Below are 25,175 nucleotides of genomic sequence, written 5' to 3'. Positions count from 1 at the left end.
ACGGGTCGAGAGCGGCGGGTACAGAACCCAGCCCACCACCCCCCCGCCCCCGCCCTGCCCCCCCCCCCGCCGCCCCGGGGGGGCCGGCGGCCGCCTGATGCCCAACCGCCCCGCCTGACGGTGACTGCGACGCCGGAGGGCGAGGTGCTGCACCTGCGGATCACGGCGGACCGGCCGATCCGCCACCTCTCCGTCGCCGGACAAGAAGTCTCGCCCGGCAACGAGGTCTCGCTCCCTCGGAACCGGCACCGCCACTCCGCCTATGCGCCGCCGCATGGGCCACTGGTGGTCGCGCTGTTCACGGACGGCACCGCCGCTTTCGCTGACATCCCGGCCTGACCCCCCGCCACGTGCCGAAATCTTGCGCAGCCGCTCCGCCGGGACGGCGGCCGGGGGCGTATGCCTTGCCAGCAGGCTTGACCGACTCTCGCCAACTGTCCATACTTGAATAAATCGTTCATTATTGCACAGCTTGGAGAAGGCAGATGCTGAATATCGCGATCTGTGGCGGCGGCGTGGGCGGGCTTTGTGCCGCCATTGCCCTGCGCAGCATGGGTCACACCGTCACCGTCTATGAACAGGCGCGCCAGTTCGGCCGCGTGGGTGCGGATATCAACCTGACCCCGAATGCCGTGCATGCGCTGGACCGTCTGGGCGCCAGCGAGGATCTGCGCAAGAATGCGGCCCGTCCGACCCACCGCATCAGCCGGACCTGGGACAGCGGCGAGGAGACCTCGCGCCTGCCGATGTCCGAGGCTGCCGAGGCCCGCTACGGCGCGCCGCAGCTGACCGTGCACCGCGCCGACCTGCTGGCCGCGCTGGAGGCCCTGCTGCCCGAGGGCGTGCTGCGCTTCGGCGCCACCGTGAAGACGGTCGGGCAGGATGCCGAGGGTGCTTGGGCCGAGTTGTCCGACGGTGATGTGATCCGCGCTGATGTGGTGATCGGTGCCGACGGCATCCACTCCCCGGTGCGCGAGGCGGTCTTCGGCCCCGACCATCCGCAATTCACCGGGCTGGTGTCGTGGCGCGCCGTCTTCCCGCGTGAGAAGGGCGGCGACCTGCCGGACCTTGACGCGTTCACCAAATGGTGGGGGCCTTCCTCCGACCGGCAGATCGTCACCTTCCCGCTGACCCACGGGCAGGAGATCTTCGTCTTCGCCACCCACAAGCAGGAGGGCTGGGCCGAGGAAGGTTGGACGCTCCCCGGCGACATCGCCGAACTGCGCGGCCATTACGCCGATTTCCACCCGCAGGCCCGCGCGCTGCTCGATGCCTGTGAATCGGTGACCCGCTCGGCCCTGCATGTGCGCGAGCCGATGCCGCATTGGTCGACGGGGCGGATCAGCCTCTTGGGCGATGCCGCGCATCCGATGGTGCCCTTCATGGCGCAGGGGGCCTGCATGGCGATCGAGGATGCGGTAGTGCTGGCCCGCGCGCTGGAAGGCGCCACACCCGAGACCGCACCCGAAGCGCTCACCCGCTACGAGCAGGCGCGCATTCCGCGGACGTCCGAGATCCAGCGCTCGTCCTTGGCGAATGAATGGCTGAAAACCCAAGGCAATGCCGATTGGGTCTACGGCTATCAGGCATGGTCGGCCGAGGTCTGAGACCTCGGCGCCCTTCTCAGCCCGAATACCCCAAGGCCGCCGAGACCTCGGCGGCCGCTTCCCGCACCGCGCTTTCGATCTGCGCGGCCAAGGGCGTGTCGGGCTGGAACTGCCCCTCCGGCCCGGTGACGTTCAGACCGGCAACAGCCCGCCCCTGATGGTCATAGATCGCCGCCGCGCAGGAACCGATCCCGCGCTCGAAATTGCCGGAACTCCAGGCAACACCCTTCACCCAATCACCCTCGATCTGTGCTTTCAGCGCCTGCATCGACGCGGCAGTCTTGTCGGTGAAGGTGGACAGATCGGCGCCGGCATAGCGCCGCTCCAGCTCGCCCTCCGGCAAGGCACCCAGCAGGATGCGGCCGATGGTCGTCGCATGGGCGGGCAGGCGCGAGCCCTCGCGGACATTGCTCACCAGATGCGAATTCGGCGTCTCGCGCAGCAGGTAGATGATCTCTGTCCCCTCAAGGATACCCATATGCGCCGAGAGCCCGAGCTGCGTCACCAGCCGCGCCATCACCGGCTGCGCCACCCGCACCACATCCCGCGATTTCAACGCATCGGCGGCCAGCGCAATCATGCCCGGCCCCAATTGCCAGCTGAGGCCTTCGTCATGCGTCTCGATCATGCGCTCGGCCTCGAGCGTGTGCAGGAGGCGGATCAGCGTGGTGCGGTTGATGCCCAATTCGCGGGCCGTGGCGCTGGCGTTCGAGCAGCGCGCGCCGCCGGCGATGTGCCGCAACAGGCGGAAAGCCCGGTGCACAGGCGGAACGGAATAGCTGGCACCTTCGGTTTCGGTCTCGTCACTCACGCACAGATCCTCCGCTCTTCCCTGTCTTACGTCGGGTCAGGGCATGCTGCAATCGCAGGCCACCTGCCCTTTCCAAAGGCGCCGGCGGGTCGTGGCCCGCTTTCTTCAAGATTCTTCTTGACCGAATCTTTGCCTGCGCCAATAATGAACAGCATGTTCTAATATGAACGCTTTCGCAAGTCCAAATCGAAACGGGGCCACGCGGAAGGGAAGCCAGCACAGGAGACGCCGATGGACGCTTTCAAGGACCGACTCTCGCAGCGCGCCCGCGACACCTCGCGCCCCGCGTTGGCGCATCAGTCGCTGGGCCGTCCGTTGACCGAGGCCGAACAGGCCCTCGCCGCCGCGCTGATGGAGATCATGGGCACGAAGGAACACGACTTCGCCGCCGTCGCCGCCGGGCTGAAGGCCAAGGGCGTGACCGCGCCCATCTCGGGCCGCACCGATTGGGATCTGGCGCTGCTGGAAACCGAGCTGAAGGCGCTCAATGCCGATCTGGACGCGGCCTATGCGGAAAACGGCTATGGCGCTTGAGTTCGACCACGTCTCGAAGACCTTCGCCCTGCCCTCGGGGCAGGAACTGACCGCCGTCAACGACATCAACTTCAAGGTCGAGAAGGGCGAATTCGTCTCGGTCGTCGGGCCTTCGGGCTGCGGTAAGTCGACGATCCTGTCGATGACTGCGGGCCTCTATCAGCCGACCAGCGGGCAGGTGAAGGTCTCGGGCCAGCTGGTGACGAAGCCCAACCCGCATGTCGGCTTCATGCTGCAGAAAGACCTGCTGCTGCCGTGGCGGACGATCATCAAGAACGTCGAATTCGGGCTGGAATCGCGGGGCGTGTCCAAGTCGGAACGCCGCGACCGTGCCATGGCGGAGCTGGAACGCTGCCATCTGAAGGGCTTCGAGAACCATTATCCCTACCAGCTCTCGGGCGGGATGCGGCAGCGCGCGGCCTTGGCCCGGACGCTGGCCATCGACCCCGATATCATCCTTCTCGATGAGCCGTTCTCGGCCCTCGATGCGCAGACGAAGCTGCTCATTCAGGACAGCTTTGCCGAGACGATCAAGGAGGCGGGGATCACCACGCTCCTGATCACGCATGACCTCGCCGAGTCGGTGATCATGTCGGACCGCGTGCTGGTGCTGTCGGAACGTCCCGGCACCGTCCAGCGCGAGATCCCCATCGCGCTGCCCAACCGCGAGCATCCGCTGGCCCGCCGCCAGATGACCGAGATCCACGAATACGCCAACGAGATCTTCACCCTGCTGAAGCTCGACCGGCGCGCCGCCTGACGAACGACAACGATAAGACCCAACAGGAGAACGACCATGAAGCATTCCTTCCTCGGCTTCGGCCTCGCCGCCGCGCTGGCGGTTTCGGGTGCCGCCGCTTCGGCCCAGACCGCGCTGACCTATCTCTTCCCCGCCCCCGACTTCCTGCCCGCCTTCGCGCCCTTCCAGCTGGCGCTCGGCAAAGGCTACTACGAGGAAGCCGGCCTCGACGTGACCTTCCGCATCGGTCAGGGCGGCGCCGATGTGGCGACGCAGGTGGCCGTGGGCAACGCTGACCTCGGTGGCGGCATGGGCGACACGGCGATGATCGTGCGCGCCAACGGCCTGCCCATTCGCGGCGTCGCGCTGCTGGGCGGTCAGGGCATCACGCAGATCGCCTGGCGCAATGACAGCGGCATCACCGGCCCGGCCGATCTGGGCGGCCATGCCATCGGCGTCATCGGCTTCCAGGACACCACCTATTACAACCTGCTCGCCGTGCTGGCCTCCGAGGGCATGACCCGTTCGGATGCCGATGTGCAGGCGCTCGGGCCGGGCGGCATCATCCAGAACATGATCGCCGGTTCCATTCAGGCGATGTCCGGCGTGCCGGAATGGATCGTCGCCATCGAGGACGCGGGCGTCGAGCTGACCACCGTGCCGGCGCGCTCGATCTTCCCGGCGCAGGCACAGGCGATCATCGCATCCGACAGCTACATCGCCGAGCATCCCGAGGCCGTGCGCGGCTTCGTGCAGGCGACCATCCACGCGATCAACGACATCATCGCCGACCCGCATCAGGCGGCGCTGGATTATGTCGGCTACGTCGACCGCCATGCCGAGAATGTCGAGCAGATCGAGCGCATCATGCGGATGTATGTGGACAACGTCTACGCGCAAGACGGCGACCGCCCGATCGGCGCCTTCGACGAAGCGCAGCTGCTGGAAGTCCAGAACTTCTATGTCGAGGACGAGATCGTGAACGAGGCGGTGCCGATCGCCGACGTCTACACCAACGAATTCGTCACCGAGTAACCGCTCCTTCCCTCTCCCCGCCACGCAAGCGTCGCCCCAACGGGCGGCGGCGGGGAGAGACTTGCCCTTCTCCTTCCAGCCAGCCGAGGCCCCCATGTCGCAAGCCACCACGCAAAAGCTCGTCGCCGTGACGATCCTGGCCCTTGTGCTGCTGGTCTGGCAGTTCCTGCCGCCCGCCCTCGGCGTGCCGAAATTCATCATCCCGACGATCACCGACATGCTGTCGGAGCTGGGCCGGATGTATCGCCGCGAGGATCTGATCGAGAACACGCTCTCGACCGCGCTCTATACCGTGCTGGGCTTCGGCATCGGTTCGGCCCTCGGCGCCGCCATCGGCTACCTGCTGGGCCTGTCGGAATTCTGGGAGCGCGTGCTCTCGCCCTATATCCTCGCATTGCAGATCGCGCCCAAGGTCGCCTTCGCGCCGCTGTTCATCATGTGGTTCGGCTACAATGCCACGCCGAAACTGTTGGTCACCGTGTTGATCGTCTTCTTCCCGGTGCTGGTGAACGTGCTGGCCGCGATGAAGACCGTCGACCGCGACATGGTGAACCTCGCCCGCGCCTATTCGCTGACCCGCTGGCAGATCTTCATGAAGGTCGAATTCCCCTCGACCCTGCCGAACCTGATGGCCGGCCTGCGCATCGCCTCGACCCTTGCCGTGATCGGCGTGACGGTCGGCGAGCTGGTGGGCGGCAACACCGGCCTTGGCTTCCTGATCAGCTACGGCGGCGGTCAGGCCAATGCGGCGATGGTGTTCAACTCGATCGTGCTTCTCACGGTCATCGGCATCCTGCTCTACTCGGTCCTCGTCTGGGCGGAAGAGCGGCTGCTGCACTACCTGCCGAAGAAAGAACACTGACCCCCTCCCAATCCTTGCGGCCAGCCCCTCAGCCCGCCGCTTCCTCCCCGCAGAACTGGAGACTTCCATGAGCACCGCTCCGAAGAAATTCCCCTCGATCGAACCCGATGACGTGGTCATCCCCGAGGGCATGACGCTGGAGAGCTGGATCACCAGCCGCACCGCGACCTATGCGACCCGGACGCTGGATTGGGACGCGCTGAAATTCCAGGCCGATTTCGACCCGGTCTATCGCCGCGCCCAGATGCGCTATGTCGGCACCGGCGCAACCGGCGTCGATGCGGATGAGAACGTCGTGCCGGCCGAGAATTTCACCTTCTCGACCATGGTCCTGCCCGCCGGCTGCGAAGGCCCGCTGCATATCCACCGCGACGCCGAGGAGATCTTCTTCATCCTCAAGGGCCACAAGATCCGCTTCTTCATCGAGCACAAGGGCGAGATGGTCGAAACCGTCCTGACCGAGCGCGACCTCATTTCCTGCCCGCCGGGCGTCTATCGTGGCCTGCGCAACGAGGGCATCGAAGAGGCGCTGATGTGCGTGCTGATCGGCAACCCGAAGCCGGTCACCCCGACCTATCCGCCCGAGCACCCGGTCGCCAAGATCCCGCGTCCCGCCAAGGGCGCAAAGGCCGCCGGCTGAGCTGACCCGTAGGGCGGGGTTTCACCCCGCCTCACCCCTTACCCTGTCCCAGGAGCCCGCCATGAGCATCGACAAGAAAGCCCTGATCGAGGACCGCGTGAACACCGGCCTTCTGGGCCAATGGTACCCGGTCGCCAAATCCGTCGAGGTCAAAGCCACCAAGCCCCATGGCGTGAAGCTTCTGGGCCAGAAGCTGGTCCTCTGGCGCAAGCCCGACGGCTCGATCAATTGCGTTGAGGATTTCTGCCCCCACCGCGGCGCGCCGCTCTCCTATGGCGAGATCCATGAGGGCAATATCGGCTGCCGCTACCATGGCGTGATCGTCAACGGCGAAGGCGTCGTGGTCCGCGTGCCCGCCATGCCCGAATGCGCCATGGAGGGCCGCAAGGCGCTGAAGAACTTCCACGTCACCGAGCATTCGGATGCCGTCTTCGTCTATATCCCCTCGCTCACCCAGCCCGAGCCGCCCGAGCTGGTCATGCCGCCGGAACTGGTGGGCGACGAATGGACCGGGTTCCTGTGTACCTCGGTCTGGGAGACGAACTACCGCTACGCGCTCGACAACCTCGCCGACCCGATGCACGGCTGCTACCTGCATTCCGAAAGCTTCACGCTGGCTTACGGCTCGAAGCAGGACCTGATGAAGCTCGACAAGACCGACAACGGCTTCCACGTCACCCGCGTGGGTCAGGTCGGCGACAATTTCGACTGGGCCGAATTCGCCGTCTTCCCCGGCAACATGTATTGCTTCCTCGACATCCCCTATCCGCCCGCGGCCGGCCCCGGCGGCAACATGCGGATCGTCGGCTTCACCACGCCCGTGGACGAGACCACCTGCAAGGTCTTCTTCTGGCGCCTGCGCAAGGTCGAGGGGATCGCCCGTGACAGCTGGCGCTTCCTCTACCGCGCCAAGCTGGAAGCCAACCACTGGCATGTGCTGGAGCAGGACCGCGTGATGCTGGAAGGCATGCCCGACGACGCCCGCAAGCGCGAGATGCTCTACCAGCACGACCTCGGCGTGTCGCGCATCCGCCAGATCCTGACCCGCGCGGCCAAGGAACAGATCGAAGCCGAACTCGCCGTGGCGGCCGAGTGATGCTGACCGGACGCACGATCCTCATCACCGGCGCGGCGCGCGGCCTTGGTCGCGTGTTCGCCGGGGCCTGCGCGGCCCAGGGCGCGCGGCTGGTGCTGGCGGATATCGACACTGCCGGGGTGCAGGCCGCTGCGTCCGAGCTGGGCGCGCGGGCGGTGACGGTTGATCTGGGCGATCCCGCCAGCATCACCGCTCTGGCCGAGGATATCGCCGCGACCGAGGGCGAACTCCACGGGCTGGTCAACAACGGCGCCGTCGCCACCAATGTCGGCGGCATGGCGTTCGAGGATATCGAGCTCGAGCTCTGGGACCGTGTCCACCGCGTCAACGTGCGCGGCACCTGGCTGATGACCCGAGCCTGTTCGGCGATGCTGCGGGCCTCGGGCTCGGGCCGGGTGGTCAATGTCGCCTCCGACACCGCGATCTGGGGCGCGCCCCGGCTGCTGGCCTACACCGCCTCCAAGGGCGCGGTGATGGCGATGACCCGCAGCCTCGCGCGCGAGATGGGCCCCGACCGCGTCGGCGTCACCTGCATCGCGCCGGGCATCCTGACGACCGAGAGCACCGAATACGTCCCCGCCGCCCGTCACGCGCTCTATGGTGACGGCCGCGCCGTTCCCGGGCCCCAATCGGCCGAGGAGGTCACCGGCACCGTCGCGTTCCTGTTGTCCGAGGCCTCGCTCACCCTCACCGGCCAGACAATGCCGGTGAACAACGGCTACGTCTTCGTGTCATGAGCGCGCGCGACCATATCGCCGCCGGGTTCGGCTGGCGCGAGCATCCGGGCGACGGCCCCGTGCTGGTCGCGCTGCATGGCATCGGCTCCGAGGCGCGCGCCTTCGACCCGCTCGCCGCCGCGCTTCCCGGCTGGCGTGTGCTGGCGTGGGAGGCCCCCGGCTACGGCCCCAGCGAGGCACTGGCGCAGGACTGGCCCACGGCGGTCGACTATGCCGAGGCGCTCGAGGCCTTCCTCGACGCACGCGGCCTCACCCGAGTCCACCTGCTCGGCCATTCGCTGGGCACGCTGATCGGCGCCGCTTTTGCCAGGACCCACCCCGAACGGATTGAGACCCTGACCCTCGCCTCCTGTGCGCAGGGCGGCAGCGCGTCCCCCGGCCACCTGCCCGAGAAACAGGCCGCCCGCCTCGATGACCTCCAGCGCCTCGGCGCGCCCGAGTTCGCCCGTACCCGCGCGCCCCGGCTGGTGTTCCAGCCCGAGAGCCACCCGGATCTGGTGGCCAATGTCACCGAGGGCATGGCAAAGATCAAACTGCCCGGCTACGCGCAGGCGGTGCGGATGCTCGCCTCGGGCAACCTCAGCGCCGATTGCGCCGCGCTTTCCGTCCCCACCGCCGTGGTCGTCGGGGCCGAGGATGTCGTGACCCCGCCCGAGCAATCCCGCGCCGCCCATGCCGCGATCCAAGCCGCCCATCGCGGCGCGCTCACCCTCATTCCCGGCGCGGGCCATGCCCTGCATCAGCAGGCGCCCGAGGCCCTCGCTGCCGTCCTCAAGACCCACGCCGCTAAAGGAGTCACCCCATGACCGATCCCGTTCGCGTCGGCAGCCTGCGCGGCCTCGTGATGCGCGCCCCCGGCGTCACCGCCACCAAGAAGTTCTACCTCGACAATTGGGGCCTGACGCTGGCGCATGAAGGCGACGGCGAGGTCTATTTCCGCGGCACCGGCTCCGAGGCTTTCATCTACGGGCTGAAGGACGGCCCGGTCTATGGCATCGACTATGTCCATTTCGCCATGCCCGACATCGCGTCGACGGATGCGCTGCATGACTGGCTGGTGGCACAGGGCGAGGCCGTCCTCGGCGCGCCCGCCGAGTTCGACGATTTCGTCGGCGGCTACGGGTTCGAGATGCTCGACCCCGACAACCGCCGCCTGCGGTTCCGTGCGGGCGGGCTGAAGCAAGAGCCGCTCGATCAATTCGCCAAGCCCCGCAAGGTCAGCCATGTCGTGCTGAACTCGGGCGACATGGACGGGGTCGCGGATTGGTACTGCAAGACGCTGGGCTTCCGCGTCTCGGATTATTCCGCCGACCAGATGATCTTCCTGCGCTGCGCCTCGGACCACCATTCCATCGCGCTGGTGCGGGGTTTCTACCCCTCGGTCAATCACGTCGCCTTCGAGCTGCCCTCGATCAACGAATTCATGCGCTCGATCGGCCGGATGAAGCAGGTGGGCGTAGTGCCGACCTGGGGTCCGGGGCGGCACGGGCCGGGCGACAATCCCTTCGCCTATTACGTCTCGCCCTCGGGCTTCGTGATCGAGTTCACCGCCGAGATCCAGCAGATCGACGAGGCCACCCATCAGGCGCAGGTCTGGCCACGCGACGACCCCGAGAAGATGGACCAATGGATGACCGCCGGAGCCCCCACCGCCGCCCAACGCGCGGTGATGCAGGGCCGCCCCGATCCCGGTTTCCCCGAGCTGAGGGAGAAGTGAGATGAGCCTTCCCTATGACAAACAGGTCGCGGTCGTCACCGGCGGCTCCTCGGGCATCGGGCTTGCCACGGTGCGGCTGCTTTTGGACCAAGGCGCCTCGGTCGCCTTCTGTGCGCGCGGCGAGAGCCGGCTGAACGATGTCGCCGCCGTTCTGGCCCGCGACTATGGGTCTGAGCGCATCCTGTGGAAGGCGTTTTCCGTACTGGAGCCCGAGGCCGTCACCGGCTTCGCGGCCGAGGTTCAGGCCCGTTTCGGCAAGGTCGACCTGCTGGTGAACAACGCCGGCCAAGGCCGGGTCAGCACCTTCGCCAATACCGCCGATGACGATTGGCGCGCGGAATACGAGCTGAAGCTCTTCAGCCAGATCCACCCGATCCGCGCCTTCGAAGCCCTGCTGCGCGACAGCAACGGCGCCATCGTCGCGGTCAACTCGCTGCTGGCCTACCAGCCCGAGAAACACATGGTCTGCACCTCCTCGGCCCGCGCCGGTGTGCAGAACCTGTTGAAATCGCTGAGTGTCGAGTTCGCACCGGATATCCGCGTCAACTCGATCCTCGTTGGGCTCATCGGCTCGGGCCAATGGACCCGCCGCTTCGCCGAGCGCCCCGACCAGTCCGTCAGCCGCGAGGAATGGTACGCCAACCTCGCCCGCGACAAGGGCATTCCCCTGGGTCGTCTCGGCGACGCCTCCGAGGCCGCCGCCGCCATCGCTTTCCTCGGCTCTCGGGCCGCCAGCTACATCACCGGTGCCCAGCTCGAAGTTTCGGGCGGCCTGTCCCGCCATATCTGAGGTGACCGCCATGAAACACGATCCCATCGCCCAGACTGAAACCGTCGGCGAATTCATCGCCCGCTATCTGGCCGACATCGGCGTCACCACGATCTTCGGCGTGATCTCGATCCACAACATGCCGATCCTCGACGCCGTCGCGCGTCAGGGCCGCATCCGCTTCGTCCCCGCCCGCGGCGAGGCCGGGGCCATGAACATGGCCGATGCCTGGGCTCGCGTCTCGGGGCAGATGGGTGTGGTGATGACCTCAACGGGCACCGCCGCCGGCAATGCCGCCGGCGCGCAGGTCGAGGCGCTGACCGCCGGCACGCCGCTTTTGCACATCACCTCGACCGTCGATCTGGGCTTCGCCGACCGCGACCGCGCGCCGATTCATGACGTGCCGCGCCAGCCCGAGATGCTGAAGGGCATCTCCAAGGCCTATTTCCGCCTCTGGTCCGCCGAGAGCGCCATCGGCACCCTGACCGCCGCCGTCTCCGCTGCGATCAGCGCGCCCTCGGGCCCCGTCGCGCTGGAAATCCCGGTCGATGTGCAACGCTCGAAGACCGTGACCGCGACCCGCATCACCCCGCCCGAGGCCCAGCGGCCTCGGGCGTCCGACACCGCCATCGCCGCGCTGGCCGAGATGCTGCGCGAGGCGAAGCGGCCGATGCTCTGGCTCGGCGGTGGTGCCCGTGGCGCGCAGGCCGAGGCCGCCGAGCTGGTGAAACGCGGCGTGGCCGTCGTCACCTCGACCAACGGCCGCGCGGTGGTCAGCGAGGAAAACCCGGCCAATCTCGGTGCTTACAACATGACGCCCGAGGCGCAGGCGCTCTATGCCAGCTGCGACTTCATGCTGGTCGTCGGCTCGCGCCTGCGCGGCAACGAGACGCTGAACAACGCCATGCGCCTGCCGCGTCCGCTGGTGCAGATCGACGCCGAGCCGTCGCAAGGTGGCCGCAACTACCCGGTGGAGCTGTTCGTCCACGGTGACGCCGCCGACACGCTGCGCCGTCTGCTGGCCCTGCTGCCCGAAAAGCTGGATGTCGATCCGCAGCTCGCCTTCGACGTGGCCACCGCGCGGGCGACCGCCGAGGGGCGGCTGCGGGCGCAGATGGGACCCTATCAGGTCGTCGCCGATGCGCTGGTCGAACGGGTCGCCAAGGGCCGCCATCCCTGGGTGCGCGACGTGACGATCTCGAACTCGACCTTCGGCAACCGCTACGTCACCTTCGCCGATCCGCGCCACGGTGTGCATGCGCTCGGCGGCGGCATCGGTCAGGGCGTGGCGATGGGCGTGGGGGCCGCTTTGGCCTCGGACGGGCCGAAGGCGATCACGCTCATCGGCGACGGCGGCACGCAGCTGGGCATCGCCGAGATGATCACAGCCGTGCAGGAGCGCGCGCCCATCGTCTTCGTGTTGATGAACGATCAGGCTTACGGCGTGATCAAGAATATCCAGACCGCGCAATACGATAGCCGCTATCATTACTCGACCCTGCAGACCCCCGATTTCGCCGCGCATTGCGCCTCGATCGGCCTGCCGCATGTGAAGATCGACTCCGTCGAGGCCTTCGGCGCGACGCTGGACGAGGCGCTGGCTGCCGAGGGTCCGCGTCTCATCGAGATCGACATGGTCGCCATTGGCCCCTTCGGCGAGACCTTCTCGGGCCCGCCCGCCGGTGCCGCCGGCAACAAGGTCTGACGCCATGCATCTGGGAGTGATCGGCTACGGCAACATCACCCGCGCGCTGCTGGACGTGCTGGCAAGCGAGGGCCAGACGCCCGAACGCGTGACGCTGCTGGTGCGCCCGGCGCAGGCCGAGGCCGCGCGCGCCTCGGGCGCCGAGGTGGTGACCGAAGCCGCCGCGCTGATCGCCGCCGGGCCGGACCTGATCGTCGAATGCGCGGGCCATTCGGCGGTGGTGGAAACCGTCGTGCCGGCGCTGCTGTCGGGCGTGGAATGCGTCGTCGTCTCCATCGGCGCCTTGGCCGACGCCAATCTCCACCACGCCGTCACCGAGGCCGCGCGCAAGGGCGGCACCCGCGTCGTCCTGCCCGCGGGCGCCATCGGCGGAGTGGACCTGCTGGCGGCGCTGAAACCCTCGGGCATCGACAGCGTGGTCTACACGTCGCGCAAGCCGCCGCTCGCGTGGAAGGGCACCCCGGCCGAGGGCCTTCTGGACCTGCCCGCGCTGACCGAGCCCGCCACCTTCTTCACCGGCAACGCCCGTGAGGCGGCTCTGGCCTATCCCAAGAACGCCAATGTCGCGGCGACCTTGGCGCTGGCCGGGTTGGGCTTCGAGGCCACCCGCGTCGAGATGGTCGCGGACCCGAGTGTCAGCCAGAACATCCACGAATACCGGGTCACCTCGGGCGCGGCCGACTATGCCATGCACATCGAAGGCAAGCCCTCGCCCGACAACCCCAAGACCTCGCTCGCCACCGTCTATTCCGTGGCCCGCGAGGTGATGAATCGCAGGAATGAGGTGGCGATATGACCCATGAATTGCCGGATGGTCGCCTTTTCATCGGCGGCGAATGGGAGATCGGCACCGGGGCCGAGATCACCTCGAACTATCCCGCCGATGGCTCGGTCAACCGTGTGCTCAAGGGCGCGAGCCGCGCAGATGGCGAGCGTGCCATTGCCCGCGCGCTGAAGGCGCAGGCCGATCCCGCGTGGCGCGGGCTGAAGCCGCATGAGCGCGCGCGCTACCTCGCCCGCATCGCCGACGGGATCGAGGCCAATGCCGCCCGCATCGCCTTCATCCAGACCCGCGACACCGGCAAGACCCTGCGCGAGACGGGCGCGCTGGTGGCCTCGGCCGCCGCGACCTTCCGCTATTTCGCCGCCGCGTTGGAAACGCTCGACGACGACCTGACCACCCCGCGCGGCGATTACCTGACGATGTCGGTGCATGAACCGCTGGGACTGGTCGCCGCGATCACGCCGTGGAACTCGCCCATCGCGTCCGATGCGCAGAAGGTCGCGCCCGCCCTGGCCGCCGGCAACGCGGTGCTGCTGAAACCGGCCAGCTGGTCGCCCCTCGTGTCGCTGGAACTGGCCCGGATCGTCGAGGAAGCGGGCCTGCCCAAAGGCCTGTTCTCGGTCCTGCCCGGCGCGGGCCGCGAGATCGGCAACCTGCTGGTCGAACACCCCGCGATCAAGCGCGTCAGCTTCACCGGCGGCACCTCGACCGGCCGGACCCTGGCGAAACAGGCGGCGGAAAAGCTGATGCCCATCTCGCTGGAATTGGGCGGCAAGTCGCCGACCATCGTCTTCAAGGATACCGACCCGGAGCTCGCCATCGCGGGCATCCTGTTCGGCATGTTCTCGTCCTCGGGCCAGAGCTGCATCGCGGGGTCTCGGCTGTTCGTCGAACGCGCGATCTACGACCAGTTTGTCCCCCGTCTGGTCTCCGCGACGAAGGCGCTCGTCGTCGGTGACCCGATGGACCCGGCCACGCAGGTCGCGCCATTGGTGCATCAAGACCACCGCGCCGCTGTCGCCGAGCATGTCTCGCGCGCGGTGGCGGACGGCGCGACGGTGCTCTGCGGCGGCCATGCGCCCGAGGGCGGGGTTTACGACAACGGCGCCTATTACCTGCCGACGATCCTATCGGGCGTGACCAATGAGGACCGCATCTGCCGCGAGGAAGTCTTCGGCCCGGTGCTGGTTGTCATGCCCTTCGATAGCGAGGACGAGGTCATCGCCTTGGGCAACGACAACGATTACGGCCTCGCCTGTGGCGTCTGGACCCGTGACTTTCCAAAGGCTTACCGGATCGGCCGCGCCATCACTACGGGCACGGTCTGGATCAACACCTACAAGCAATTCTCCATCTCCACCCCCTTCGGCGGCGAGAAGGATGCCGGCACCGGCCGCGAAAAGGGCCGCGAGGGCATCCGTGCCTATCAGGCGCAGAAGTCGCTCTATGTCGATCTGACCGGCCGCCCACACCCCTGGGCGCGCCTTGAGGAGGCCTGACATGCACCAGATCGCGATCATCGGCGCCGGTCCCTCGGGTTGTTTCACCGCGCAGGCGCTGGCGAAACTCCTGCCCGAGGCGCGGATAGACATTATCGACGCGTTGCCGGTGCCCTATGGCTTGATCCGCTACGGCGTGGCCCCGGATCACCAAGGCACCAAGGCCGTGATCCGGCAGTTCGAGCGGCTGTTCGAACGGCAGGGCGTGGGCTTTTTCGGCGATGTGCGCTTGGGCGAGACGGTGAATTTGGAGGCGCTGCAGGGCCTCTATGACGCGGTCGTGCTGGCGACGGGCCTGTCCGCCGACCGGCGGCTCGGCGTGAAGGGCGACGACCTGCCGGGCGTTCTGGGCTCGGGCGTGGTGACGCGGGCGCTGAACGATCATCCGGACGCGAACCCCGTCACGATCAGCGAGCGCGTGGTGATCGTCGGCAATGGCAATGTCGCGGTGGACCTCGTGCGGTTGCTGGCCAAGGGTGCGGGGGAATTCCACGGCTCGGACCTGTCGGAGGCTGCGGCCGTGCAATGCGGCGATGTGCGGCGGATCGATGTGGTGGGCCGTTCGCCCTCGGATGCGGCCAAGTTCGATCCGGTGATGATCCGGGAACTCGGACGGCTGGAACAGGCCGCGATCCATGTCCATGGCCTCAGCGGCGAGGGCAAGATTGTCGAGGCGTTGCAGCATCTTGAGGGCCATGCGCCCGAGGGTGCCACGTGCGAGATCCATTTCCATTTCGGCTGGACGCCCGAGGAGATCGAGGGTGCTACCCACGTGACCGCCGCCCGCTTCCGTCAGGGCGACGCGCGGATGGTATTGCCCTGCGACACCGTGCTGACCGCCATCGGGTTTGAAGGCGACACGCCCGGCGCGGATGCCGAGGGCTTTATCGCCCCCGGCCTCTATGCCACCGGCTGGCTGAAACGCGGGCCGCGTGGCACGATCCCGGAAAACCGCGCCGATGCGCAGGGCGTTGCCGCCCGCATCGCCGCCGACCTCGCCACCGTGACCCCGGCCAAACCGGGACGCGACGGCCTGCTGGCCCTCGTCCCCGGGGCCGTGCATTACGAGCAATGGCAGCGCATCGACGCCGCCGAGCGCGCGGAAGCCCCCGAGGGGCGCGTTCGCCGCAAGATCCCCACGATCGCGCAGATGCGGAGCATCGCGCAGCAGACCGGAGAGAGCTGATGCAGATCGCCGTCCTTTATGGCACCGAAACCGGCAATGCCGAGATGCTGGCCGAAGACATCGCCAGCCACCTGTCCGACCATGATGCCAGCGTGACCAACCTGTCGGATTTCGACCCGGCGGGCTTCGACGCAGGTACCTTCTATGTCGTCGTCACCTCAACCTATGGCGATGGCGAGTTGCCGGCTTCGGCCCAGCCCTTCGCCGAGGCGATGGAGGCGGCGAAACCGGACCTGTCGGGCATCCGTTTCGCGATCTTCGGCATGGGCGACAGCGAATACCCCGAGACCTTCAACTACGGCGGCAAGCGGCTGGAAGAGATCCTGACCGGCGCCGGCGCGGAGCGCGTGGGCGAGCGCGTCACGCATGATGCCTCGGGGTCGGACATGGCCGACGATCTGGCGTTGCCGTGGATCGACGAGATCCTGTCCACGGTTGACGCATGAAACCCGCCGAGATCCGCGCCCTTCTCAGCAATCCGTGGAAACACGGCGAAGCCGTCGATCTGGCGGGCGTCACGGTCGAAGGCGTACTGGACCTGACCGGCCTCGCGCTGTGCGGCGTGGATTTCCGGGGCGCGGTCTTCAAGGGCGGGCTTATCGCGACGGGTGCGCGGTTCGACGGGCTCAGCTGGTTCCATGACGCGCGTGTCGAGGGGCCTCTGGACCTGTCCGGTGCGCTTTTCGCCAATGACGCCCGCTTCGATGCCGCGCATTTCGACGCGACGACGTTGAAGGGCGCCGAGTTCCGAGGCACCGCGACGTTCCGCGGCTGCCACTTCGGGGGCGCGGCGGATCTGCGCGACCTGACCTGCTATGGCAATCTGGATCTTGCCGAGACCCGTTTCGCGGCGGGGCTCAGCCTCAAAGGATCGGAGTTCCTCGGCGGTCTCTGGGCGCAGGGCGCGGCCTTCCCAGCCGAGGCCGATTTTGCCGACACACAGGTCCACGGCCGCCTTTGGCTACGCGCTGCGCGTCAGGGCAATGCACCTGTCGACGACGGCGCATTCGGCCTGTCCTTCGGCTATACCTACCGCTGAACCACGAAGCGATCCGGCAGCTTGTGCGGCGCGCCACACCATACCGGTGCGGCCGAGGCCGTCCCGCTGCCCATCAGATGCGCCCGCATCGCCTCGCGGCGGACGGTCTCGGCAGAATCCCACAGGTTGCACAGGGGACAGCCCAGCTCCTCCGCGCCTTCGGTCAGGGCCCGGCGCACGACCGGAGCATGACAAATGCCGCAATGGATGGCGGCGCGATGCAGGGTGATATCCATGACGACGATCCTTGCAGGACGGGGATGACCGGCGCATGACGCTTTCGGCGCGGCGCGTTCTAAGGTCTTAACCAATCCCTTGAGCCACCCGCATACTGCATTTGGGGTAAAGACGGCTCGGCATTGCCTGAAAGGTCGCGGCTTCAGGCTTCGATGCTCAGGCCCGCGCCATCAAAACAGCCGGCAAGGCAGGCCACGATCCCCTCAGGATGCGTCAAACCCGGCGCGGCGGCGGCGCCTTGCAGGGGCCACAGCCGGACCTGCCCCGGATAGGCCGCCTGAAACCGGTCGTAGATCGCCGGGATCATCACCGGATTGCCGGTGCCATGCAGCACGGTGATCTGGGATTTGCAGGCTTGAATCCACGGGCTCCAATCGAAGGCCATCAGCAGGAAATCGGATTCGTCGCGCCGATTGCCCAAGGTGTATTGGCAATCCATCGCATATTGCAGCTCGCGCGTGTTCTCCGGGCGCAGGGCCGCTTCCTTGTCCATCGGAATTGCGGCGAATTGCGTGGCGATGAAGCGCCGGGCGCCTACCAGACGGATATGCGCCTCGCAGCTTTTCAGAAGGAAACGCAACAACTTGGGCGAATTCCAAGCGGCCCGCATCAGCGCATGCAGCACCGGGATCGCCTCGCCTTGATCATGGCGGAAGAAGTCGCGCGGCAGGATCGGCGTGTTCAGCACCACGTTGCGCAGATTGCCCGGCAGATGCCCCCCGAGGTAGATCGAGATCGGCGACGACAGGCCCGAGCCGAACAGCACATAATCGCGGATCGACAAAGTGTGCAGCACGGCGGCGACATCCTCGGCATGGCATTGTTCCATCCGCATCCCCGAGGGCGCCGGATCCGTCCCGCCGATGCCGGGCCGCGCAACCGAGATCATCCGCAGATCCGCCGCATGCAGCAGCTTCTCCACCTCGGCCGAGAAGGTGTAGCTCAGCACATCCGAGGGGTGCAGTACCGCCCGCCCCTCGGGCGCGCCGGCGACGTAGAACTCAATCGCCCGCCCGCCGGGGCCGGGGATCAGGAACTTGCGCCGGTAAGGATGTTCAAAGACCGGGCGCAGCGTCTCGACCTCGTTCAGGAACGAGGACAGGCCCAGCACCACCCGCACCAGCGCCGCCTGCGTGGAGACGCCGAACTTGGCGAGGATCGTGTTGAACTGCGTCCGCACCGTCGCCAGCGACCGGTCGCGGGCCGTGGCGATATCGGCGAGGGATTCGCCCTTGAGGAAGGCTTGCAGGATCGCCGTCTCGGCTTCGGTCAGGTCGTTGCTGCGGCCGATCTGCACCGCCACCTCGTCGCTGAGGCAGGGGTCGATGACGAACAACAGCGCCAGCCCGTGGGATTCCCCGGTCTCGATCAGGGCGACGGTGACTTCACGCTCGCTCGGCCCGGCGTAGCCGCGCAGCAGCTGAACGCCCGCATTGCCCCGGCTGTCGGCACTGCGGCGCACCAGATCGGACAGGCTTTGCCCCTGTGCCAGCTGGATGCCCAGATGATCCAACGGCTCGTCGATCTGGATCGACAGCCCGGCCCGCGCGCGGGCGTTGAGGTCGTAGACCGTGCCGTCGCCCCGAACCAGCAGCGCGGGGTTCTGGAACTGGCTGAGAAGGCGCCGCAAGTCGATGTTGGAGCCGAACCGCTCGCCCATCTCGCGCAGCGAGTCGATGGCACTGTCCAGTTCGCCGTCCAGCGCCGGGTCCGCCGCCTGAGGGTAATTGGCCCGCCACAGCGCCGCCAACACGTCATCGCGCGACGGGTCCTTGGACACGGTGTGCAGAAGCGACGTCAGAAGGGTCTTGCGGGCCATACGGGTCCGGAGTGCTGGCAAAACGAGACGGCAAGTGTGAAAGCGCCGGTCGCGCTTGTCAAACGTTGGCGGTCAGGACCTCGCGCAGGGTCAGAAGCACCGCGTCATGATCCGCGCGCGTGCCCAGCGTGATGCGCAGGGCGGCGCGACCGCCAAGATCGAAGCCCGAGACATGGATGCCCCGCTCGCGCAGCGCGCCTTGCAGATCGCCCGCCCCCTCCGGTTTCAGGGCGGCGACGAAATTCGCGGCCCCGGTCAAAGGCGTGAAGCCGAGCTCTGTTATACCCTTGGCCAGATAGGCCTGCTCGGTCGCGGCGCTTTCCAGAAGGGCGTGCAGTTCGGCCTCTTCGGACAGGGCAGTGACGGCACCGGCCAAGGCCATGATGTTCAGGCTGAAATTCGGACGCACCTTGCGGATCGCCTGCGCCAGAACCGGCGTCGCGGCGATCCCGTAGCCGACCCGCGCGCCCGCGAGGCCATAGGCTTTGGAGAAGGTCCGCGTGGCGATCCAGGGCCCCTCGCGCCGGGCCAGCAGCGGCAGCGCGTCCGGCCCGCCGGCGGCGCGGCCGAATTCGTAATAGGCCTCGTCGAAATGCAGCAGGACATGCGGCGGCAGGCCCAAGACCAGCGCCTCGATCTCGGCGGCGGTCATCACCGCGCCAGTCGGGTTGTGGGGCGAGGAGACGAACATCAGCCGCGTCTGCGGGGTCACCGCGGCCAGCATCGCCGGGATATCCAGCCGCCCCTCCGCCGTGACCGGCACACCGGTGAAGACCGCGCCGCGTTGGCGCGCGAGCTTGGCATAGGTCGGAAAGCCCGGCACCGGCGCGACCATGCCGTCACCGGGATCAAGCGCGATCTCGGCCGAGGCGGCCAGCAATTCGTTCGAACCCGCCGCCACAAAGAGGTGGTCTAGCGGCTGCCCGGTCTTGGCCGAGAGGGCCTGCATCAGCGCCATCGCCTCGCCATCGGGATAGCGGTGGGCACCACCGGCGGCCTCGGCCATCGCGGCGATCACGCCGGGGCTGGGCGGCATCGGGCTTTCGTTGAGGTTCAGCCGGCGCAGCGGCTGGCCCTGCGGCCCGGTCGCCGGGGGCTCGTGCAGGGGGAAGAACGGCATCGCGGCAACGCGGGAGACGGGGATCGTCATGGCTCAGGCTTTCGGCAGGGCCGCGAAGGCGGCGTCGAGATCGGCAAGCAGGTCGTCGGGGTCTTCAAGCCCGACGTGAAGCCGCAAAAGGGTGCCGTCGGGCATCGGCAGATGTTGGCGGCCTGTATCCGCGGCCACGGGCAGGATCAGGCTTTCGAACCCGCCCCAGCTGTAGCCCAGCGTGAACAGCCGCAGCGCACCCAGAAAGGCCTCCAGCGCCGGGCGCTCCAGCGGGTCCAGCACCACGCCGAACAGGCCGGTGGCCCCTGTGAAATCCCGCGCCCAAAGGGCATGGCCCGCAGCATCGGGCAGCGCGGGATGCAGCACCTGACGCACCTCGGGCCGGGCCTGCAACGCCGTGGCGATGCGGCGCCCAGAGGCATCGTGTTGGCGCAGCCGCAGCGGCAGGGTCCGCAGGCCGCGCGCCAGCAGCCAGGCGTCATCGGCGCCGGGCGTGTCGCCCATCTGCCGTTGCGTGGTCATCACCTGCGTCATCAGCTCTCGGCGGCCGGCGATGGTGCCGAGGATCAGGTCCGAATGCCCGGCGAGGTACTTGGTCGCGGCGCAAATCGACAGATCGACCCCGTGTGCCAGAGGGGCGAACAGCAGCGGCGTCGCCCAGGAATTGTCGATCGCCACCAGCGCGCCGGCCTCATGCGCGACGCGGGCGATCATCGGCACGTCCTGCACCTCGAAGGTGTTGGAACCGGGGCTTTCGGTCAGCACCATCCGCGTGTTGGGACGCAGGCAAGCGCGGAACTCAGCCTCGGAGGCGAGCGGGTGGTAGAGGTCAAAGCTGATCCCCATCCGGCCCAACAAGTCGCGCGCCATGTCGCGGGTCGGCCCAAACACGGTGTCGGGCAGCAACAAATGGTCGCCCTGCCCGAGGAACGCGAGAAAGGTGATCGCCAGCGCGCTCATGCCCGAGCTGGTCAATGTGGCGACGGCCCCGGGCCCTTCCAGCGCGGCGATGGCCTCCGCAACCTGGTCGGCCCCGCGAGAGCCGAGGAAAGCACTCAGGCGACCGGTCACCCCGGCTTCGGCATGCGCGGCCTCGATCTCGGCCAGATCGGTGAAGATCCGCGTCGCCGCACGGTCCACCGGCGGGCTGACCGAGCCGCCATGCGCGGCGGGATGGCGCCCGGCATGGGTGGCGATCGTATCGGGTTTCACGCGGGGATCGAGGGTCACAGGGATGGGCCTTCCTTGGGGGCGGCGACGCTGTCACGGACCACGAGTCGGTGATCGAGGACGGTACGGTCCGGCACGCTCTCACCGCTCAGCAGCGACAGGGCATGCCGACAGGCCTGTTCGCCCAGCAACCGGTAGGGGATGTGCAGGGTGGTCAGCTGCGGATTGCACAGGCGGGCGATGGAGACGTCGTTGCACCCCGTCACGCTGAGCGCACCGGGCACGTCGATGCCGAGCGCCTGCGCCTCGATCACCGTGGCGACGGCGTGTTGGTCGCCGGTACAGACGATGGCGGTCGGACGCTCAGTACAGGTCAGAAGCCGGCGCGCCCCGGCCCGGGCCTCGTCCGAGGCATAATCGGCCTCGACGACCCAATCGGCGGGCGGGGTCAGGCCGGCGCGCGTCAACTCGGCCAAGGCGGCATCGAGGCGCTGTCCAATCACCGGCGTGCTCTCGCGCGAGCCGGTGAGGACGCCGATCCGCCGATGGCCCTGCGCGATGACATGACGGACGATCTCGGTCATGGCGGCGGGGTTGTCGAAATCGACCAGCGGCACGGGGGCCTCGGGCGCGGTGCTGGTCACATAGACCACCGGCGTGCCGGTCCGGGCGACGAAGGGGAACAGCGCCGGATCATGCTCGGGCATCAGCGTCAGCACGGCGTCGACCCCATGTTCGATCATCGTGCGGATCTGCTTGAGTTCGCGCGCCGGGTCACGCTCGGCCGAGGCGATCAGCATGCCGTATTCCTGCGCGTCCAAGACGCTGCGCACCCCGTCCAGCGCCGGGGCGAACAGCGGGTTGCCGATGCTGGGCACAATTACGCCGATGGTTTCGCTGCGATGCTGGCTGAGGCGCCGCGCGGTGCGGTTGGCGACATAGCCCAGCCGGTCCGAGGCCTCGGCGATACGGGCGCGCACGGCCTCGGACACGAGGTCAGGCTGCGACATCGCGCGCGAGGCCGTGGCCAGCGACACACCCGCCTCGCGGGCCACGTCGCGCAATCCCGGTTTGCCGGTTGGTTCGCTCATGCCTGTTCTCCCTGGACCGCGACGATCTTGCCGGGGTTGAACAGCCCCGCCGGATCGAGCACGGCCTTGATCGCCGCAACCATCGCCCGCTTGGCGGCGGGCACATGCGCCTCATAGGCGCGTTGTTTCTTGCTGCCGATACCGTGTTCGGCGCTCATCGCGCCACCCATCGCCGCGAGGCCGCCGTAGATCGCGTCCTCCAGCCGGGCGCGCAGGGCCGGCGTCAGCCCGCCGCGGCGCGGGATGACATGCAGATTGCCGTCCAGAAGATGCGCGAAGACAAGGGCCGAGAGGCCCGGCTCGACCTCGGCCAAGGCGGCGTTGATGCGGGCCGTGGCCTCGCCTACCCGGGCGGGCGGGACCGAGATGTCACAGGACAGATAGCCGGGATAGCGGGCGGCGAAGACCGACATGTCCTCGCGCAGATGCCAAAGCCGGCGCGCCTGATCGAGGCTTTGCGCGACGATCCCGTCGAGAAGGCCGCAAGGTTCCCACAGGGCGTCCAACGCGGTTTCCAGCGCGGCGGCCGCCCCCTCGGGCGTGGCCCCGGCGGTTTCGACAAGCAAGGTCACCGGGGCCTCGGCCACGCCGCCGGGCAAGCTGGTGCCCTGTGCCTCGGCGTTCAGATGAAGGAAATCGCGGGTCATCAGCTCGCAGGCCTGCAACGACAGCGCGGGATCGGCGTTCAGCGCCTGACCCAGCCGCAAGGCCGCCGTGGCATCCGGCAGGGCCAGCAGCGCCACGGCGCGGGCCGCCGGCAAGGGCGATAGCTTCAGCACCACGCGGGTGACGATGCCCAAGGTCCCCTCGGCCCCGATCAGCAGCTGCTTCACGTCATAGCCGGTGGTGTTCTTCACCACCTGCGTCATGTCGGACAGCAGGCTTCCATCCGGCAGCACTGCCTCCAGCCCCAGCACCCGGTGCCGCATGACGCCGTGACGGAAGGCCTGAATCCCGCCGGCATTGGTCGATACCAGCCCGCCGATCGTCGCCGTCCCTCGCGAGCCGAGGTCTATGCCCGGCTCCATCCCGACCGCCGCGCAGGCCTGCTGCACCGCCTCCAGCGTCGCGCCCGCCTGCACCACCGCGATGCCGGAGGCCGCGTCGATCGCCTCGATCGCCGTCATCCGGTCGGTGGAGACCGCCAGCATCCCCGGCGCGCTGACCGTGCCGCCGACCAGTCCGGTCAGCCCACCTTGCGGCACCAGCGCGATGCCCTCGGCCCGGCACCAGCGCACCAGCCCGGCGAGCGCGGCAGTGTCGGCGGGTCGCGCCACCAGACCGGCGCCGAAATTGTCAGGATGGGTGCCGGGATGGCGGCCGGCCAGCTCGGCGGCATCGCGCAGGGCAATGTCCAGACCAAGGGCGCGGATCCCGGCGTCCAGCGTGGCGGCGGAGGGGGTGGCGGTCATGCTCAGGCCTCGCGGTGCAGGGCGTCGTGTTCGACCCAGAACACGATGCGGGTGTGCAGGCTGGCGACAATCCAGTGCAGCACGATGCCGATGGCCGAGAGGATGAACAGGACGGCGAAGGTGCCGGCGATGTTGAAGTTGAAATTGTACTGCAGGATCAGATAGCCCAAGCCCGCCCGCGCGCCGACGAATTCACCGACGATGGCGCCGATCACCGACAGCACGATGGCGATGTCGAGCCCGGTGAAGATCTGCGGCAGGGCGTGGCGGAACTGGACCATATGGAACACCTGCCAGCGCGAGGCCGTGGCCGCGACCAGCATCTCGATCTGTTCGCGCGGGGCCGAGCGCAGGCCCATCACCGTGTTCGCCAACAGCGGGAAGAAGGCGATCAGCGCGGTGATGATCACCTTCGAGGTCATGCCGTAGCCCGCCCAGACCACGATGATCGGCGCGATGGCGACCTTGGGCATGGTCTCGAAGGCGACGACATAGGGGAACAGCAGGCGATACATCGTCGGCGACAGGCCGATCACCACGCCCAGCACCGTCCCCCCGACCGCGCCCAGCCCGAAGCCGGCGAGGATCTCGCCCAAGGTAACGACCAGATGGCGGTAGAAGGTGCTGCTGCCCAACAGGCCGATCAGCGCCTGCAGGATGCTCGACGGCGTGGGCAACACGATCTGCGGCACGTCGAACAGGCGCACGGCGGCTTCCCACAACAGCAAGATCGCGGCCAGCAACAGGAGGTGCTGGAGGGCATTGGTGGCGGTTCTGCGATGGCGGCTCATGCGTCGAGCGTCCCCTCGGAATTGAAGTGGCGGCGGATGCGGGCGACGTGGCGGCCGAATTCCGGCGTGTTGTGCATCTCCAGCGTGCGGGCGCGCGGCAGATCGACCGCTATGTCATCGACGATCCGACCCGGGCGCGGCGTCATCACGATCACCCGGTCGGCCAGATAGACCGCCTCGGGGATGGAATGGGTGATCAGCATCACCGTCTTGCCGCTGGAGGCCCAGATGCGCTGCAGCTCGTTGTTCATCGTCTCGCGCGTCATGGCGTCAAGCGCGCCGAAGGGCTCGTCCATCAGCAACAGCTCGGGGTCATGGATCAGCGCGCGGCAGATGCCGACCCTTTGCTGCATGCCGCCCGACAATTCGCGCGGATAGCTGGTGGCGAAGGGGGTGAGGCCGACCATCTCGATCAGCTCGGCCGCGCGGGCCCGTGCGGCACGCAGATCCAGCTTCTGCACGCGGGCCGGCACGAGGATATTCTCGGTCACGGTCAGCCACGGCAACAGCTGCGGCGCTTGAAACACCAGCCCCACGCGCGGGTCCGGCCCGGACATCGGCCGCCCGTCCAGACGGATCTCTCCGGCGCTGCGTTCGAGGATCCCGGAGAGGATCTTCAGCAGCGTCGACTTCCCGCAGCCTGAGGGCCCGACGACCGAAATGAACTGCCCGCGCGCGATCGACAGGTCGACATCGCTTAGGGCCAGAACCCCCTCGCCGCCCCGCCCGGCATAGCGCTTGGTGAGACCGGATATGGCAAGCATATCCGGCCCCGGCGCGGTCT

The 25,175-nt window shown here is 67.9% G+C and carries 27 protein-coding genes; 18 read left to right on the top strand and 9 right to left on the bottom strand.

Features of this window, described 5'->3' with window-relative positions:
- The first annotated feature begins 120 nt into the window (after positions 1-120).
- On the top strand, positions 121-339 hold the full coding sequence (locus tag BCY78_RS15540; RefSeq protein ID WP_139103188.1) for a hypothetical protein: 219 nt from the start codon (positions 121-123) through the stop codon (positions 337-339).
- A gap of 146 nt (positions 340-485) precedes the next feature.
- A complete protein-coding gene (locus BCY78_RS15535) occupies positions 486-1,607 on the top strand; it encodes an FAD-dependent monooxygenase (RefSeq protein WP_068303753.1) in 1,122 nt (373 codons plus the stop codon).
- Positions 1,608-1,623: 16 nt separating this feature from the next.
- Here the strand turns inward: BCY78_RS15535 and BCY78_RS15530 are convergent, their stop codons facing one another.
- On the bottom strand, positions 1,624-2,418 hold the full coding sequence (locus BCY78_RS15530; RefSeq protein ID WP_199523167.1) for an IclR family transcriptional regulator: 795 nt from the start codon (positions 2,416-2,418) through the stop codon (positions 1,624-1,626).
- Between the two features lie 231 nt (positions 2,419-2,649).
- Between BCY78_RS15530 and BCY78_RS15525 the strand changes: the two genes are divergently transcribed.
- The 16 genes from BCY78_RS15525 (at position 2,650) to BCY78_RS15450 (ending at position 16,760) form a co-directional block, all read left to right on the top strand.
- A complete protein-coding gene (locus BCY78_RS15525; protein ID WP_068303747.1) occupies positions 2,650-2,952 on the top strand; it encodes a recombinase-like helix-turn-helix domain-containing protein in 303 nt (100 codons plus the stop codon).
- A complete protein-coding gene (locus tag BCY78_RS15520; RefSeq protein WP_068303744.1) occupies positions 2,942-3,712 on the top strand; it encodes an ABC transporter ATP-binding protein in 771 nt (256 codons plus the stop codon). Before BCY78_RS15525 ends, BCY78_RS15520 begins: the two co-directional genes overlap by 11 nt.
- 36 nt (positions 3,713-3,748) lie before the next feature.
- Positions 3,749-4,726 (top strand): ABC transporter substrate-binding protein, encoded by a 978-nt coding sequence (locus tag BCY78_RS15515; protein ID WP_068303741.1) that lies wholly within the window; start codon positions 3,749-3,751, stop codon positions 4,724-4,726.
- Between the two features lie 94 nt (positions 4,727-4,820).
- Entirely contained in the window at positions 4,821-5,588 is a 768-nt protein-coding gene (locus BCY78_RS15510; protein ID WP_068303738.1) for an ABC transporter permease, read from the top strand.
- 67 nt (positions 5,589-5,655) lie between these two features.
- The gene (locus BCY78_RS15505) at positions 5,656-6,228 is read left to right on the top strand and encodes a cupin domain-containing protein (RefSeq protein WP_068303736.1); all 573 of its coding nucleotides are present in this window, start codon (positions 5,656-5,658) and stop codon (positions 6,226-6,228) included.
- A 61-nt stretch (positions 6,229-6,289) separates the two neighbouring features.
- Positions 6,290-7,324 carry an aromatic ring-hydroxylating dioxygenase subunit alpha gene (locus BCY78_RS15500; RefSeq protein WP_068303733.1) on the top strand — a complete coding sequence of 345 codons (1,035 nt, stop codon included), beginning with the start codon at positions 6,290-6,292 and terminating at the stop codon, positions 7,322-7,324.
- Positions 7,324-8,061 (top strand): SDR family oxidoreductase, encoded by a 738-nt coding sequence (locus tag BCY78_RS15495; RefSeq protein ID WP_068303784.1) that lies wholly within the window; start codon positions 7,324-7,326, stop codon positions 8,059-8,061. Before BCY78_RS15500 ends, BCY78_RS15495 begins: the two co-directional genes overlap by 1 nt.
- Positions 8,058-8,867 carry an alpha/beta fold hydrolase gene (locus tag BCY78_RS15490; protein WP_068303730.1) on the top strand — a complete coding sequence of 270 codons (810 nt, stop codon included), beginning with the start codon at positions 8,058-8,060 and terminating at the stop codon, positions 8,865-8,867. Before BCY78_RS15495 ends, BCY78_RS15490 begins: the two co-directional genes overlap by 4 nt.
- Entirely contained in the window at positions 8,864-9,778 is a 915-nt protein-coding gene (locus BCY78_RS15485; protein WP_068303728.1) for a VOC family protein, read from the top strand. The genes BCY78_RS15490 and BCY78_RS15485 overlap by 4 nt, the downstream gene beginning before the upstream one ends.
- Position 9,779: 1 nt before the next feature.
- The gene (locus BCY78_RS15480; RefSeq protein ID WP_068303726.1) at positions 9,780-10,568 is read left to right on the top strand and encodes an SDR family oxidoreductase; all 789 of its coding nucleotides are present in this window, start codon (positions 9,780-9,782) and stop codon (positions 10,566-10,568) included.
- Between the two features lie 10 nt (positions 10,569-10,578).
- Positions 10,579-12,252, top strand: a complete 1,674-nt coding sequence (locus BCY78_RS15475) for a thiamine pyrophosphate-binding protein (protein WP_068303723.1) — start codon at positions 10,579-10,581, stop codon at positions 12,250-12,252.
- A gap of 4 nt (positions 12,253-12,256) precedes the next feature.
- A complete protein-coding gene (locus tag BCY78_RS15470; protein ID WP_068303720.1) occupies positions 12,257-13,048 on the top strand; it encodes an aspartate dehydrogenase in 792 nt (263 codons plus the stop codon).
- On the top strand, positions 13,045-14,535 hold the full coding sequence (locus BCY78_RS15465) for an aldehyde dehydrogenase (RefSeq protein ID WP_068303717.1): 1,491 nt from the start codon (positions 13,045-13,047) through the stop codon (positions 14,533-14,535). The genes BCY78_RS15470 and BCY78_RS15465 overlap by 4 nt, the downstream gene beginning before the upstream one ends.
- 1 nt (position 14,536) lies before the next feature.
- Positions 14,537-15,721 (top strand): FAD-dependent oxidoreductase, encoded by a 1,185-nt coding sequence (locus tag BCY78_RS15460; RefSeq protein ID WP_068303714.1) that lies wholly within the window; start codon positions 14,537-14,539, stop codon positions 15,719-15,721.
- On the top strand, positions 15,721-16,167 hold the full coding sequence (locus tag BCY78_RS15455) for a flavodoxin domain-containing protein (protein WP_068303710.1): 447 nt from the start codon (positions 15,721-15,723) through the stop codon (positions 16,165-16,167). Before BCY78_RS15460 ends, BCY78_RS15455 begins: the two co-directional genes overlap by 1 nt.
- Positions 16,164-16,760 (top strand): pentapeptide repeat-containing protein, encoded by a 597-nt coding sequence (locus BCY78_RS15450; RefSeq protein ID WP_068303707.1) that lies wholly within the window; start codon positions 16,164-16,166, stop codon positions 16,758-16,760. Before BCY78_RS15455 ends, BCY78_RS15450 begins: the two co-directional genes overlap by 4 nt.
- On the opposite strand, the gene BCY78_RS15445 is transcribed toward BCY78_RS15450, so the two are convergent.
- The 8 genes from BCY78_RS15445 to BCY78_RS15410 all read right to left on the bottom strand — a co-directional run bounded on the left by BCY78_RS15445 (position 16,751) and on the right by BCY78_RS15410 (position 25,155).
- Entirely contained in the window at positions 16,751-16,996 is a 246-nt protein-coding gene (locus BCY78_RS15445) for a hypothetical protein (protein WP_068303704.1), read from the bottom strand. The two genes, BCY78_RS15450 and BCY78_RS15445, sit on opposite strands and share 10 nt — an antisense overlap.
- Positions 16,997-17,139: 143 nt before the next feature.
- Entirely contained in the window at positions 17,140-18,816 is a 1,677-nt protein-coding gene (locus BCY78_RS15440; protein WP_068303702.1) for an alpha/beta hydrolase, read from the bottom strand.
- Positions 18,817-18,874: 58 nt separating this feature from the next.
- Positions 18,875-19,966, bottom strand: a complete 1,092-nt coding sequence (locus BCY78_RS15435; protein WP_068303699.1) for a histidinol-phosphate transaminase — start codon at positions 19,964-19,966, stop codon at positions 18,875-18,877.
- Between the two features lie 3 nt (positions 19,967-19,969).
- On the bottom strand, positions 19,970-21,157 hold the full coding sequence (metC, locus tag BCY78_RS15430) for a cystathionine beta-lyase (protein ID WP_199523166.1): 1,188 nt from the start codon (positions 21,155-21,157) through the stop codon (positions 19,970-19,972).
- Positions 21,154-22,188: a LacI family DNA-binding transcriptional regulator gene (locus BCY78_RS15425; RefSeq protein WP_068303697.1), complete on the bottom strand. Its 1,035-nt coding sequence runs from the start codon at positions 22,186-22,188 to the stop codon at positions 21,154-21,156. Before BCY78_RS15425 ends, metC begins: the two co-directional genes overlap by 4 nt.
- Positions 22,185-23,600, bottom strand: coding sequence for an FAD-binding oxidoreductase (locus BCY78_RS15420; RefSeq protein WP_068303695.1), 1,416 nt, complete (start codon positions 23,598-23,600; stop codon positions 22,185-22,187). Before BCY78_RS15420 ends, BCY78_RS15425 begins: the two co-directional genes overlap by 4 nt.
- Positions 23,601-23,602: 2 nt before the next feature.
- Complete coding sequence (locus tag BCY78_RS15415) at positions 23,603-24,391, bottom strand: ABC transporter permease (protein WP_068303693.1); 789 nt, start codon at positions 24,389-24,391, stop codon at positions 23,603-23,605.
- Complete coding sequence (locus BCY78_RS15410; protein WP_068303691.1) at positions 24,388-25,155, bottom strand: ABC transporter ATP-binding protein; 768 nt, start codon at positions 25,153-25,155, stop codon at positions 24,388-24,390. The genes BCY78_RS15415 and BCY78_RS15410 overlap by 4 nt, the downstream gene beginning before the upstream one ends.
- Positions 25,156-25,175: the final 20 nt, after the last annotated feature.

The sequence above is a fragment of the Pararhodobacter sp. CCB-MM2 genome, from assembly GCF_001691415.1.
Classification (GTDB): domain Bacteria; phylum Pseudomonadota; class Alphaproteobacteria; order Rhodobacterales; family Rhodobacteraceae; genus Pararhodobacter.
This window is presented reverse-complemented; position numbering and strand designations above follow the sequence as displayed.